Source organism: Pectobacterium peruviense (assembly GCF_003312355.2).
GTDB lineage: Bacteria > Pseudomonadota > Gammaproteobacteria > Enterobacterales > Enterobacteriaceae > Pectobacterium > Pectobacterium peruviense.
Genome location: NZ_CP161826.1, coordinates 2,908,244 through 2,922,282 on the forward strand (window position 1 = coordinate 2,908,244; position 14,039 = coordinate 2,922,282).

Sequence of the window (14,039 nt, forward strand, 5' to 3'; positions counted from 1 at the left end):
GTTGTGATGGCGTACTGTTTTAGTGGCACATCGTGTTGATGGCGCTAGTATCCGGATAACGACTGGCTGCGGCTTTTAATCTGTTTTAGAAAAAAACAGCGATAGGGTTTATTGATAAAGAAACGTTTAATCACATGAAAAATAAAAATTATTTTGATAAAAAAACGCCAGCACAACCGTGCTGGCGCAAAGAAATATGACGACATAGATAAAGATAAAATGCAGAAGAGAAATCAAACGCTATAGGATTACCGATCCCAGTATTTTTCCGGTCGAGCGATGCCAACCATACTGTCAACCGCATATTCCACGACATCCACACCCAGGCGGGTGAGATTCGCCAGCCAGACACCGCCCATCTCTTTGGTCAATACCGCCATCTTACGATCGGCCAGATAATCCAGCGCCTGACGCAGCTCCGGTTCAGAAGCATCGGTATACAGCCGCTGCATCACGGCCAATAAAAACATTTCATTCGCGGTATAAGGACGTGTTTTATTTAATGCGATGAGCAAATGCCAGCGCATCGATTCCTGTCGGATACACTGCGTATCAGCCATGATTTCCTCCCGAATACCGCTGTTGTACTAACTCCAATTTGTTGTAAAGCGCATCAAGTTTGGCTTCGATTACCGTCTGACCACGGATGTAATCCTCACGTCGCACGTAAATTAGGGGTAAATCGGCACGAAACTCCAGAAACTCACGCTCCAGCCGCGTCCAACCCTGTTCGCTCTTTTGTCGTGCATTTTCCAGAGCGGCAAAACGCTCATTCAGCCGTTTTTCAATCTGGGTAAGCAGAATTCGCCCAGCGGCAAACAGGAAGCTCATAAACGACAGCAGCAGGCCGACCAGCGACCAAAACTCCACTTCAATCTTCACGTGTAACCCCCCTTGCCTGTTGTAATGCTTCGATGTAATCCAGCAGCGCATTAACCTGCGCACTCAGCGCCTGGTAGCGCTCTCCGTTGTCGCTGATGTTGGCGAGAATATCGCGCTGGGAGACGCCTGAAGGTTGTAATTCGGCGTCAGCGGTTGTGCCGAAATCGGACGCTGCGCCAGTGCGGCGGGCAGCGGCGGTAACGTCTGGGGAACCGTCGGCGGACAGACCGAAAGCGGCGTTGTAGTACTGCACGAAGCCACGAGTAAACACGCACTGCACAGGCTGAACCTTGCCTTTTTCGTCAATGTATTGCTGAGTAACATGGTCGATTTTCCTTTGCAGAGCGGCGTTATCCGCCGCCAGTTTTTGACGCGCTGCCACATAGCGCTGTTCGAGTTGATTCCCACGTACTACCTGCTGCTGGTATTGTTCCGCCGCCGCGCGTAATAGCTGATTTTGGGTCTCGGCCTGCTGCTGCTGGAGTAAATTGAATGCCGCTAGTTGCTTCGCCAACGTGGCGTCCCCCAGCGCTTGCGCCAACTGGTAGCCCTGATTACGGCCAGTCAGATAGACCGCGAGTAGCAGAATAACGGCAAGCAGGACGGCGACCACGCGCGGCGAAAGAAAGGATTTCAGACTAGTAATAAACAGACTATTCCACACAACTCGCCCTCCCCCAGCCCAAATAACGTGGCGCCAGCTGATGCAAAATGCGGTCGGGATAATGGCGGTTCTCACGCCAGTTGGCGGCGCTGCGTCCGGCATTGACGGTTTCCACATGATCGAACCAACGAAGTATGTCCTTGTCGGCGATCTTCGCGCGTTGCTTATCGCGTTGTAACCAGCCAAGTCCGCCGTTGTAGGACGATAAGGTCATTGCCATGCGTTCACAGTCGTTACTGGCGCTGATTCGCGTCCACAGCCAGCGGTCGTAGCCCGTCAGCGCACGGATAGCCCACGCGGGGTTAAACGGTTGATTTGTCCGAAGCTCGGGAACAATACCGCTAAACCAGTCGGCTGTTGTCGGCATAAACTGTGCCAACCCCTGAGCACCGACGGGCGACACCGCCCGTGGATTCCAACCGCTTTCCTGATGCAGCTGTGCTGCAAAATCAGCAATCGGGGCATTCATGCCCCAGTCCAGCCGCGCGCTACGAATCACATCACTGCGGTACGCCTGCGCAGCACGAGGGATCGTGTCAGCACAGGCCACAGCGCTAAAAAATGTTAAACTTAAAAACAATGAAATAAGAGGATGTCGCATATCACAGCCCCATTGCCACGCCGATGCAAACGGCTGACACAATCAGCGCTCGTCGTAACATCGCAGCGGCAAATACCGTGTGGTGACCATCCCGAACCGGAAAACGTCCACGTGGCACAGGTTCATCACCTTGTTCGAGGAATAAACCAGGGCGAGCTTTAGGAAACAGCGAACGATCCAGCCAATAGCCTAATACCGCAGCGAGTGAGATAAGCGAGAGCTTATAGATGGTGACGGGAAGCTGTTGTGGTGAAATCAGCCCGATAACAGCAAAGAGAAAAGCCGATGTCACAATCCAGCCTGTAAGACGCGGTTTTTTGATTTTTTTCACGATAAAGCCTCCTGATAAGAATGGAGGCCATTATGCAAAATGGGGAGATTAGATGATTTTAAAGGAGTTTAAGTATGACTGAGGCGTAATATCCCACAGAATTGAACCATTTAAAATGAGGGCTTGCTGGCAGGCTGAAACCAGGCTGCTAACTCCAAAATATCTTTCTCGTTCAACGTACCAGCCGTATAGCGCAATAGTAACCACGCCTGAAGCCAGCTGTACTTCGCTTCCGCCAGCTCTCGTCGGGCGTTGTACCAATCCTGTTCGGCCAGCAGAATATCCAGATTAATACGTTCGCCGCCCGCGACGCTCAACCGCGTAGCCTTGACGGCTTCTTGCGCCGACGAGGCCGTCATTTGCCAGGCTTTGATTTTCGCCGATCCATTGTTGTACAAATTGTAGTATTTTTTCAATTCGGCCAGCGTTTGCTTGGTTTGATCGTCCAGCTCCGCCTGACTTTGCTGGAATTCCGCCGCCGCCTGCCGCATCGATGCAGAAACGGAACCACCGGAATAAAGCGGGACATTCAGCTGTAAACCGACACTTTGTGTATCGTATTTTTGGTTGTAGTTATATTCGCTTTCGGAACGGCTATTACGCGACGATGCCACCAGCGACAGCGTGGGTAAATGCCCGGCGCGACTGCGTTCGATTTCATAGCGGCTGACCGCCAATCCCTCGCGCTGCGTAGCCAGTTTAGCGTTGTGCTGCACCGCAAGATCACGCCACTGCGCCAGCGTCTGCTTGGCGGATTCTGTAGACGGAAGTTGTGTAAGCATAAGAGGATGCAGTCCGGCAATATCGAGCGCCGTCCCGGTCATATTTTCTAAATCGGTTATCGCAGAATCCAGATTATCCTGCTGCTCAATGCGCTGCGCTTCAATTAGCGTAAACCGCGCCTCCGTTTCCCGAACATCCGTTAGTGTCCCTTCGCCTGCCAGTAAGAGACGTTTATTCATCGCCAACTGCTCCTGATAGGCTCGCTGCTGCGCGTCCAGCAATTGCAGTTTTTCCTGCGCCAGCAGTGCACTGCTCCAGGCTTTATATAGCCGGACCATCAGATCCTGACTGCGGTCGCGAAAACGCTGATCGGCCATCAGTGTGCGAGCCACACCCTGCTGATAGCGAGCCCAGGCCGCATAGTCCAGCAGCGGCTGGCGCAACGATAACGTCGACGTGTAGCTGTTGTAATCGCGTTTTAGCGTGCTATTGCTGAGGCTATCCGTTTGGGTGACTTTGGAATGGCTGCGATTGGCGCCATAGCCGTACTGGAGATTGGGGAGCAGATTGGCTCGCCCGATGGTCTCCTCTTCCTGACCCGCCGCGCGCTCAAAACCCGCAGCACGAAATTGCGCATCATTACGCAGCGCCAGTTCCCAGGCATCAAGCAGCCCTAATGCGTTTGCGCCCGAAGAAAGCAGCCCAAACAGCACGATTATCGCGATCCTTTGCATAGTTACTCTTCCGTTAATGCCAGATGCAGGCGATCCATTAAAGGCTTAAATAGATAATTGACGAATGACCGCTCTCCGGTACGGACGAATCCTTGTACCGGCATACCGGGTTTAATCTCCAATCCTTCCAGCGCGCGTTTACCTTCATCATCCACCTGAACGCGCAGACTGTAATAAGGCGATCCATCTCTGTCGTCCAATAGACGGTCTGCCGATAACAGTTCGACGGTTCCCGCCACACGCGGCGTGGTGCTTTGATTAAACGCCACAAATTGAAGCTCTACGGGTAATCCCGCCCAGACTTTATCGACCAGTTCAACAGGAAGACGCGCATCCACCCGCAAAGGCTGATCGTCCGGCACGATCTCCAGAAGCGTCTGTCCCGGCGCAATCACTCCGCCTTCCGTAAACACTTTCAACCCAACTACCGTACCGGAAACGGGCGCACGTATTTGGATATTCGCCAGATTGAAATCGGCCTTTTCCTTCTTGCTGCCCACATCGCTCAACAGCGCACGTACTTCCGATAGCTCGCTGTTCACTTCTTTGTCGTATTCTTGCTGGCGTTGTGCAATTAGCAGCGTTTGTTGCTCAATATCACGACGGGTGCGATTAATGTCACCCGCCAGCTGTGCGATATCGCCGTTGAGCTGCGCCAGCAGACGTTCGTTCTCCAGCATTTTATTGCGCGGTACATAGTTTTCCGCCGCCAATGAACGCAGCCCTTGCAGCTGCTGTTCCAGCGTCTCTCGCTGTTTCTGCTTGCTGGACATCACCTGACGTTGGGCGCTAAGCGATGCCTCCATGCCTGCAATACTCGTGCGCATCGCTTCTGCTTCTAGCTTGAGAGACTGCTGACGGCTGCGCAGTAAATCGCGCTGCAATGCCGTAATCAGATTCATCTCCGGCTTTTCCGCTAGCGGTTGCAGACGAGCCGTCATGGCAATGTCATTCAGTCGCTGCTGCTCAGCAAGCAAACGACCTTCTCGCGCCACCAGTTGTAAATACTGCCCATCCAGTCCTTCGCTTGCCGAACGCGCATCAACCTCATTCAGTGTTAGCAGAATCTGGCCAGCCTCGACCTTATCGCCGTCTTTCACCTGAATTTTATCAACGATACCGCCCTGATTGTGCTGCACAACCTTGCGATTACCGGAAATCACGACGCTGCCATTCACCATGACGCCTTTATCCAACGGTGCAAACAGTGCCCATAAAAGAAAGCCGCCGAACCCGGCAAGCACCAGTAACCACCCCAGACGCACGGCGCGTTTCTCATCACGTCGCGCCGTCTGGTTCATATTCTCTTCGCTCAATTCAGATGCGGACATGTCTTTCCCTGTTTTCTCTCATTCCCTGTTACTGCTGGACAACGGCAGAAGGTGTCATTTGGGCTTGGTTCGCAGCACGACGCGGCTGCAATTCGTTCAGAATGTCGCGTGCAGGCCCAAAACGCTGTTGCTTACCCTGATTGAGAACCAGAATTTTATGCGCCAGCGTGGTTAATGCAGGGCGATGCGTAATCAGCACCACCGTCGCACCCCGCTTTTGAAGGTGTGTGATCGCTTGCGCCAGCGCAATTTCGCCTTCGTTGTCGAGGCTGGAATTTGGCTCATCGAGTACTAGCAGGCAAGGATCGCCATACACTGCACGCGCCAGTCCGATACGCTGCCGCTGCCCGCCCGATAGCCCGTTGCCGTCAGCGCCGAGAGGCGTGTCATATCCCTGTGGTTGGCTAAGAATCATCTCGTGGACGCCAGCCAGCTTCGCTGCCGCGACGATCTTTTCCGCGTCATGATCGCCAAAACGGGAAATATTTTCCGCCAGAGTGCCTTTAAAGAGCTGAACATCCTGCGGCAGGTAACCCATTGCTGGGCCAAATGCTGTTTTATCTACCTGGTTGAGATCGGCACCATCCAATCGAACTTTGCCACGTGTCGGTGTTTGCGTCGCAACCAGTAAACGTGCCAATGTCGATTTGCCTGAACCCGATGCGCCCAGAATTGCCAGCGTTTCCCCCGCCTGAAGCGAGAAATGGATATCCTGCAATCGTGACGCCCCTTGCGGGGTCTGTAATAACACATTCTCGACGCTGAGCTGCCCCACTGGCGCAGGTAACGTCATCGTCTCGGTTCTGGGCGGATAAGCCGTCATAATTCGATTCAGTCGATACCAGGCTTGCCGCGCACTGCTCAGCGGTTTCCAAATACCAATAAGCTGATCGATAGGGCTCAGCACGCGTCCAACAAGAATTGACCCCGCAATCATCATTCCCGGCGTAATTTCGCCCTTAATCGCAAGCATCGCTCCCACACCAAGCATCAGCGATTGCAGAAAAATGCGGGAATGTTTTGACGCGGCTCCGACAACCGCAGCCCGTTCACTGGCCAGATTTTGCAAGGTAATGAAGCGATAGTGTTGCCCTAACCAACGGCGACGTAAATGAGTCAACATCCCCATCGATTCAATCACTTCGGCATTACGCAGTTGCGTATCTGCAAGATGGGTGGCCTGTAGCGCCTCGTGGCTCGCCTTTTCTAAGGTCGACGTGGTGAGATACTGATTCAGCCAGGCCAACAGCACCAGCACCACCGTTCCCCCCAGCGCCAGTAAACCGAGAACCGGATGGATCAGGAACAACACTAATAAAAAGAAGGGGAACCAGGGAATATCGAAGAAGGCAAACAGTGAGTTGCCCGTAATAAACTGCCGCAGTTGCGTGAGATCGTTCAGTGCCTGACCCGCTTTTGCCTCACCGGCTTCCAGATTGCGTTCAAACGCGGCATTGAAGACCTGTTGATTCAGCTGTAGATCGATTCGCGTACCGAGCCGAACGACAACCAGACTCCGCACCCATTCAAGCGCCGCCATGAATATCCCCAACCCGGCAATCAGCAAGGTGAGCATTAGCAATGTCGTGCCATTGCCCGAAGCCAGTACGCGATCGTAAACCTGAAGCATGTAAATAGAAGGCGACAGCATCAGTAGATTAACGATGGCGCTGAAAATCCCAATGCTCCAGAAGCTGCGCCGGAAAGGACGCAGTATACTCAACAACGAACGTTCCTTATTTGATAGTTGACTCACTGCGTTTGCCTCTCCTGTCAGGGCTGCTTATGCAACGTACGTGTACTGCCATCAGGCAATATCAGCGTATAGCCCTCTTTTTCCTTGCTAAAAAACGCCACAGATTGACCCTGTTCTTTCGTCAGGGTGATACCGTCCGGCGTCGGCCGCCAGCCCGCGGGGGCATCGGATAGCAGCGCTTTTAAACACTGCGCATCACCGTCAAGACGCCAGGTGTTATCCACTAACGGCGTGTTGTGCAGAACAATCTCACAGTGTTGTTCCCCACCACGCAATTGCCATACGCCGCTTAGCTCACTTGCTGAAGGCAACTTCAAACTACTCGCCATACATCCTCCGCTTATTGCACTTAACAGCGCCGCGATGATTAATTTTTTCATAGTGGCCCCAAGTCGATAACAGAAAAGGACGGGGCTTCCCCCCGTCCTTGCTACATCACACGATAAAATCGGTTGCCGCAGAAGGCTGACCAACAATATGTACAACAAAGTCTGGCGTGGTCTGACCCGCAAAATTCAGCCACAGATCGGTGGTATTGCTCTCTGCATTCCAGTTAAGCAGCGCTTCATTACCGAGTCCGGTGAAATTGTTGACGAACTGCAAATCACCTTTTTGATTCAACGCTGACAGATCGATTTTGTCGATGCCACGTTGGAAATCCGTGATGGTGTCATAGCCGTTCTTATAAGAAGAATCGCTCGCGCTGGCATAGACAAAAATATCTTTGCCCGCGCCGCCCGTCAGCGTATCTGCACCGCCGCCGCCGTAAATAACGTCATCGCCTGCACCACCGTTCAGAATATTATTTGCGTCGTTGCCGATAATAATATCGTTGCCGGAGCCGCCAATGGCGTTTTCGATGGTGACACCGTGGGCGATAGAGACGTTACCTTTCAGGCCGCCAACATCAGAGAACCCGCCTTCATTCAGGTTGATACGCTGATCGTTTCTGTAACCAGAGAAATCAAACGTATCGTTACCACCTGCATCCCAAACGGAGAAAATCAGTTTTTGGCTATTGCTGGTGGTGGTATAGAAATCACGCCCCGTATTGGAGTTGAAGCCGTATACCGTATCACCCGTACGCGTGTTCATGTTTGCGCCGTACAGATACTGGATTGCCGTGATGTCATCAATCAGCGGACCCGCAGCATAGTGCCCCTGGAAATCGCCCCCAGTGTTTTGCTCACTCCAGTAGCTCATCAGGCTGAACTGGCGCGTATCTTCCGCATAGGTCACATCGCGGTAGGTCGGGTTGCCTTCGCCCGCATTGTAAGAACCCGGGTGATTCAGGCCCAGCGCATGACCGATTTCATGCGTCAGCGTCTGCTTGCCATATTCCGTTGCTGGGTTACGCACCGTGTCGGCGTTGTAGTTAAACCAAGCGCTGCCCGCCGCTGAGTGGTTACCCGGCATATAAGCGTAAGCCTGAGTATCGTAGTCCATCCGACCATTTGAATCACGGGTATAGTTACCAAACGTGATGGTGGCTTTTTGGGTAGGGCTAACCTGAGTAAACGTGAGATTGGCAACATCTGACCACGATTGTAGAGACAGTTTGGCTTGTTGCTCTTGGGCTGCGCTGAATTTCACAAAGCCCTGATCGCCAGAAGGGATAGACTTCACATTCTGTAAGAACGAATAGGTCAAATTAGCGGATTTACCGAATACATTCGTTCCATTCCACGTCAAGCCGTCACGAACAATTTCCTTCGCGGCAAGATCGCTGGTGTACGAGGGTTTGCCATTAAGCTGTCCATCGCCACGGGAATGATAATTATACAGATCGTACACATCGCTATACCCCGTACCCGCTGCATTCAATGCAGATGCTGAGGTATCGTCATCTCGTAAAGCCATCTTTTCTTCTCCATAAGTCTGATCGGGATGATCAGAATCCTAAATCCCTTCATGCAATATATATTGCATACGCCGCGAACTAATCGTCTCCTGGCGAGATACAATTTACCCAAAAATATTTATATCCAAAAAACGCATATAAATAAAAATTATCTCTATAAGGAAATCATTCAGAATGAATGCCAATTATTTTCGTTATTATCAAATGATAAATAATAAAGTTCGATGACTAATTTTTATTATTGATATGGACAGTAAAAGGTGCGAATGCCAAACAGCATTCATTTTTGAAAAGGAAGGAATTTTTATTAATTGTATTAATTCTCATCATGCTACCTGTCCTTGGTTGATAAAATCCAGCCGCATAATGACATAGTTTGTCACACGTATTAACGGCATCCTTGCTGTTCCGAGACAAATCTAACAAATAAGAATAAAAAAATATAGCGCTAAATAGGGACTAATTACCCTCTTATTCGACGAACAGATATAGAGGAATTTGTTATGGCATATCCCGTTGTTCAATCGGGAAGACGGGTAGCGCCGCCAGCAGTTGTGCGCCATAGCCTTTGGTTAGCAGCCGCCTGTCGTAAATGACAATTTCACCAAAACAGCCATGGCTACGAATAAGGCGTCCAACCTGTTGGATAAGGTTAAACGAGGCGCTAGGCAAACTTTGTACGATAAATGGATGCCGTTTGAGGCTTTTTAACCACTCGCCTTCCGTCAAAATCACCGGGCTGTCGATGGGCGGAAACGCTATTTTGTGAATATGCACCTGAGAAAGCAGCTCACCTTTCAGATCCAGCCCTTCCGCAAAGGACTGTAAGCCAATCAGTACGCTGGTCTGGCCTTCTTGTACCCGCTGACGATGTAATTCGACCAGCCTGTAGCGTGGTTTATCTCCCTGAACCAGCAGCATCAGGCGTAAATCAGTCACCTGCGTCAGAAAGAGTTGCATGGCACGCTGGCTGGCAAACAGCATCAACATACCTTTGTGCTTATCCTGCTGTAATTCTGCACGGAAAAATTGCGCCATCTCGGCAATATGCTGCGCCTCAGACTCCATCAGAGGTTCATGACGCATTTTAGGAATAACCAGACGCCCTTGTTCACGATGATTGAACGGTGAATCCAGTGCGATAAACGTGTCCCCTTCCTGCTCACTCAGACCAGAAAGCTCCTGTATGCGCGCAAAACTGTTCAGCGATCGCAACGTTGCCGAGGTCACCACAACGTGCGATACCTTACCCCACAGTAACCTTTCAAGCTGATCGCAGACGCGAATTCCCGCGCAGTGCAGGTGAAGATGCGGCTGGTTATCACGCATTTCCCGTGTGATCCATTTGGAAACTGGCGCGTTCGAGGATTTTTCCATCGCCGCCAGCCGCCACAGCTTGCTCATAGATTCCAGGTAGCTCTGCTGGCGGCTCATTTTCAGCAATGCGTGATAAACCCGCACCACATCATTCTTCCCCGTTTTCTCGCTGAGATCGTTAAGCATGTACTCCACCAGCGCCCGCAGCGTGTCGGTCAGTTTGAACAATCGCACGCAGAGTTCGCGCATTTCATCCGGCATTTTCCCCATCGCAAAACGGTACTCGGTTTCCTGTCCGTCATGCGGAAGAAACAGCCCACACATTTGCGAGAAAGACAGCGCGCACTCGCGGATCTCCTCACAATGGCTGGTTAACCGTTCGCTGTTGGCCAGTCGCGGCGGTGATTTAGGGGCAAACTGCGCCATACACTGCCCGATGAGCTGCACCAGCTGCTCCAGTTGCGACATCATATAGGCCGGATGAATATCACCAGACATCTCCAGCGTATCGCGTGCAACGTCGGGAATATGGTGCCCTTCATCGAGCACCAGCAGTAAATTCTTAGGGGGAGGAAGTACCGACTCACTTTCCATCGCCGCCATCACCAGCGCATGGTTAGTGACGACCACATCGGCCTGCTCGATCTCACGCCGCGCGAGGAAGAACGGACACTCGCGGTAATAATGGCAGTTGTGCGCAAGGCAGTTTGCTTTGTCCGTGCTCAGTTTTTGCCACAGGCTATCGGCTATCGAATCCTGATAATGGTCGCGCAGCCCGTCCCAAGCGTGACCTTGCAGTGCTTTTTCGAGTGTTACACAGACGCGTTCTTCTTCCTTACTGGCGGACAGCCGTTCATCATCCAGAAAGAGCGGCAAATCCCCCTGCGCGTCGGGATCGGTTGCCAGCATCGCCAAATTACGTGGGCAAATATATCGACGACGACCAAATGCAGCGGTAAATTTCAGTTCGGGAATAAATTTCTGCAACAGAGGCAGGTCTTTGCTGTAAATCTGATCCTGCAACGCCACATTCGCAGTGCTCACCACTAACGTTTTATCCTCCGCACGCCCCACTGCAATACCCGGAATAAGGTAAGAAAGCGTTTTCCCGACGCCGGTTGGTGCTTCGATAGCCAGATGGCGCGGGTAATCACCCGCCAGCGTTTTTGCCACTTCGGCAATCATCTGTCGCTGGGGAACGCGGGAAATAAAATCCGGGATTTGCTCTTGCAGGGCCTTATACCATTGACCAATCTGCAATTTTATTGCGGGGGACAGCGTCATGCATACTCTGTATCTGTGTAATCTGGCCGCTATTGTCCCACAGACGCCCAGCGACGTCAGCCGATATCACGTGCACGATGATTCCACGCTCGACAATCTTCCACTCAGCGATTAGGGTGATGCCCTGTATTTGTCGCGATCGGTAACCTATACCTTCGGGAAATTATGTCTTCGGTCCATGCCATTAACCAATCGTACTGGTTCTCGCCACGATTGCCGCACGTTGAAAGCCGCACCACGCGCAACAGCAGCCACGCCTATAAAACACACAGCCATGCGCAATTCTCAATTGGGGCGATCGAACATGGCGAGACGCTTTGCCATTACCGCAACGAAACGCATCACTTACAGGTTGGCGATCTGATCTTTATCGATCCTCAACAGCCGCACAGCTGTAATCCGCTCCCAGGGAAAACGCGCAGTTATCACATGCTTTACCTGGATACCGCATGGTGCCTCGACCAGATCGCTACCCACTGCAATTATCAGACAGATAGCGTGCGTTGCAATCGTGTCGTCTTACGCGACCCCACTCTTTTTATGCGTTATCAGCATCTTATTGCCCTGCTGCATCGGGGAGAAATCACGTCGGCAGACAACCTGCTCAAAGCGATGCTGGCACCCATTTGGCAGCAGTATTGCCTGCCTGAGCCAGCATTACCCCATCAGGCGTTACAAACCACGACGCGTCACGTACGCGAGCGTTTGCTGAATAATCTGCAAGAATCGCCCTCGCTGGAAACGCTGGCGGATGAATTGAACCTACGACGTGAAACCATTGTGCGACAATTTCGTCACGATACCGGTATTACGCCGATGGCATTTCTTAATAACGCCCGTATTGAGTATGCCAAATTACTCATGAAGCAAGGCACGCCGCTGGTTGATACCAGCTACCAAAGCGGCTTCTGCGATCAAAGCCATTTTCACAAAACGTTTGTGCAATACACCTCCGCGACACCAGGTCAGTACGCACGATCAATATTTGACAATAAATAGCCGAACACCTTGTCTAGACTGGCTTCGATTACTTATCGAGGCCAGAAATATGATGTCTATCAATCCCCTTTTTTCCGCCGACTCGCTCTTTCCTGCCCATTTTCCTGCTCTGGCACTGGCGCATTTTGTGGCGCTATTGAGCCCAGGTCCGGATTTTTTTCTGCTGACAGCCTACGCCATTCGCTACCGACTGCGCGGCAGCGTGGGAATCTGTCTGGGCATCGCGTTGGGTAACGGCATTTATATCCTGCTGGCGGCGATCGGCTGGGCAGGCATTCAGCACTCGCCGACGCTTTTTACCGCCATCGAGTTGGCCGGTGCGGCTTATCTGATCTGGATTGGCTATCAGTTACTGACAAGCCGCGCTATCCCATCGTTTCAGGCAGAACAGCACTCCGACAGTTGCCCAACGCTGCGTAAACAAATCCTGCTAGGGCTTGGTTCGTCGCTGTTGAATCCTAAAAACATGCTGTTCTATATCAGCCTGATGACCAGTATTCTTGGGTCACAGGTAACACCTACACAGCAATTTGTCAGCGGTGGATGGATGTTTTTTATCGTATTGGTGTGGGATCTGCTCATCGCTGCACTGATCGCTCGCCCGTTGATTCAACAGCGTTTAACGCACTGGCTTAACCCGATTGAGCGCGGTGCTGGCGTCATTTTGCTCTTTTTCGGTCTGCTGCTTTTATTTCGGTAATGAGGTTTATTTAAAAAGTGAGGAGCGTTTCGGCCTTGTTTCATGGGCGGAAGGCTTTATAATTCGGGGCAATTAACAAAAGGATAACCTGATGACTCTTCAAAAAATCGGCATTATCAGTCTTTTTGCCCTGCTCGCCTTAGGCGGCATGTCCGGCATGATGTTGGTGGGTTACATTATTATCGAACACGCAGGCTGAGGCTTTCGACCTACCGTTCCCTCCCACTGCACGCTGCATGAACAGTGCCGCACTGAAACGCGGCAGGGAATGCGATCGTCAAGGCTAACGCGATTGCTCAGACTTGAACGCCTGCCAGTACTCTGGAATACGGGAAAAAGTCAGTTGGAACCACGCGGTAAACTGCTCGGGCGTCGTCCTCATCCGCTGCGCAATATCGTCTATCGACTGGTATTGATAGCTCGACACCTCATCGGGATTGATCTGCGGAACGTCATCCGTCACGCCAAAATACACATGCCCCAATTCATGCTCAATCAACCCGTTATCCAGCGGCAAACGATAGGTCAGCGTAAACATCGGCGTCAGCGCACAGCGTAACCCCATCTCTTCATACAAACGGCGGTGTGCCGCTTGTAGCGTCTCTTCACCAGGCGCGGGATGGCTGCAACAGGTGTTGCTCCATAAACCGCCGCTATGATATTTCTCTTCTGCCCGCTGCTGTAATAACAACTGCTGATGAGAGTTGAAAATATAGACGGTAATCGCACGATGTAACTCTCCTTTTACGTGCGCTTCCTGCTTTTCCATTACGCCCATTGGCTTGTCATTTTCATCAACCAACACGACTTCAGTCAACGGCATACCTTCCTCCTGCAATACCCTGTTCTCCAGCAA

At 51.7% G+C, this 14,039-nt stretch carries 15 protein-coding genes; 3 read left to right on the top strand and 12 right to left on the bottom strand.

Going from position 1 to position 14,039, the window contains the following annotated elements:
• Positions 1–248: 248 nt before the first annotated feature.
• From DUT67_RS13175 to dinG, 11 genes are all read right to left on the bottom strand, one after another.
• Positions 249–560: a hypothetical protein gene (locus DUT67_RS13175; protein ID WP_048260803.1), complete on the bottom strand. Its 312-nt coding sequence runs from the start codon at positions 558–560 to the stop codon at positions 249–251.
• On the bottom strand, positions 553–882 hold the full coding sequence (locus DUT67_RS13180; RefSeq protein ID WP_010281034.1) for a hypothetical protein: 330 nt from the start codon (positions 880–882) through the stop codon (positions 553–555). Before DUT67_RS13180 ends, DUT67_RS13175 begins: the two co-directional genes overlap by 8 nt.
• A complete protein-coding gene (locus DUT67_RS13185; protein WP_048260805.1) occupies positions 872–1,546 on the bottom strand; it encodes a hypothetical protein in 675 nt (224 codons plus the stop codon). Before DUT67_RS13185 ends, DUT67_RS13180 begins: the two co-directional genes overlap by 11 nt.
• The gene (locus DUT67_RS13190; RefSeq protein ID WP_113631668.1) at positions 1,536–2,147 is read right to left on the bottom strand and encodes a transglycosylase SLT domain-containing protein; all 612 of its coding nucleotides are present in this window, start codon (positions 2,145–2,147) and stop codon (positions 1,536–1,538) included. The genes DUT67_RS13185 and DUT67_RS13190 overlap by 11 nt, the downstream gene beginning before the upstream one ends.
• Position 2,148: 1 nt before the next feature.
• Entirely contained in the window at positions 2,149–2,478 is a 330-nt protein-coding gene (locus tag DUT67_RS13195) for a putative holin (RefSeq protein ID WP_005972732.1), read from the bottom strand.
• 110 nt (positions 2,479–2,588) lie between these two features.
• Entirely contained in the window at positions 2,589–3,935 is a 1,347-nt protein-coding gene (locus DUT67_RS13200) for a TolC family outer membrane protein (protein ID WP_113631669.1), read from the bottom strand.
• 2 nt (positions 3,936–3,937) lie between these two features.
• Complete coding sequence (locus tag DUT67_RS13205) at positions 3,938–5,266, bottom strand: HlyD family type I secretion periplasmic adaptor subunit (RefSeq protein ID WP_048260812.1); 1,329 nt, start codon at positions 5,264–5,266, stop codon at positions 3,938–3,940.
• 28 nt (positions 5,267–5,294) lie between these two features.
• Positions 5,295–7,022: a type I secretion system permease/ATPase gene (locus DUT67_RS13210; RefSeq protein ID WP_113631670.1), complete on the bottom strand. Its 1,728-nt coding sequence runs from the start codon at positions 7,020–7,022 to the stop codon at positions 5,295–5,297.
• A gap of 17 nt (positions 7,023–7,039) precedes the next feature.
• Positions 7,040–7,351 carry a protease inhibitor Inh/omp19 family protein gene (locus DUT67_RS13215; RefSeq protein WP_048260816.1) on the bottom strand — a complete coding sequence of 104 codons (312 nt, stop codon included), beginning with the start codon at positions 7,349–7,351 and terminating at the stop codon, positions 7,040–7,042.
• Between the two features lie 106 nt (positions 7,352–7,457).
• Entirely contained in the window at positions 7,458–8,882 is a 1,425-nt protein-coding gene (locus DUT67_RS13220) for a serralysin family metalloprotease (RefSeq protein WP_113631671.1), read from the bottom strand.
• Between the two features lie 502 nt (positions 8,883–9,384).
• Positions 9,385–11,484, bottom strand: coding sequence for an ATP-dependent DNA helicase DinG (gene dinG, locus DUT67_RS13225; protein WP_113631672.1), 2,100 nt, complete (start codon positions 11,482–11,484; stop codon positions 9,385–9,387).
• Between the two features lie 165 nt (positions 11,485–11,649).
• Here dinG and DUT67_RS13230 point away from each other — a divergent pair, with 165 nt between their 5' ends.
• The 3 genes from DUT67_RS13230 to DUT67_RS13240 all read left to right on the top strand — a co-directional run bounded on the left by DUT67_RS13230 (position 11,650) and on the right by DUT67_RS13240 (position 13,382).
• Complete coding sequence (locus tag DUT67_RS13230; RefSeq protein WP_113631673.1) at positions 11,650–12,483, top strand: AraC family transcriptional regulator; 834 nt, start codon at positions 11,650–11,652, stop codon at positions 12,481–12,483.
• 52 nt (positions 12,484–12,535) lie between these two features.
• Positions 12,536–13,183, top strand: coding sequence for a LysE family translocator (locus tag DUT67_RS13235; protein ID WP_113631811.1), 648 nt, complete (start codon positions 12,536–12,538; stop codon positions 13,181–13,183).
• A gap of 91 nt (positions 13,184–13,274) precedes the next feature.
• The gene (locus tag DUT67_RS13240) at positions 13,275–13,382 is read left to right on the top strand and encodes a membrane protein (RefSeq protein ID WP_039291214.1); all 108 of its coding nucleotides are present in this window, start codon (positions 13,275–13,277) and stop codon (positions 13,380–13,382) included.
• Between the two features lie 84 nt (positions 13,383–13,466).
• Here DUT67_RS13240 and idi read toward each other — a convergent pair whose 3' ends face one another.
• On the bottom strand, positions 13,467–14,006 hold the full coding sequence (gene idi / locus DUT67_RS13245) for an isopentenyl-diphosphate Delta-isomerase (protein WP_113631674.1): 540 nt from the start codon (positions 14,004–14,006) through the stop codon (positions 13,467–13,469).
• Positions 14,007–14,039 lie beyond the last annotated feature (33 nt).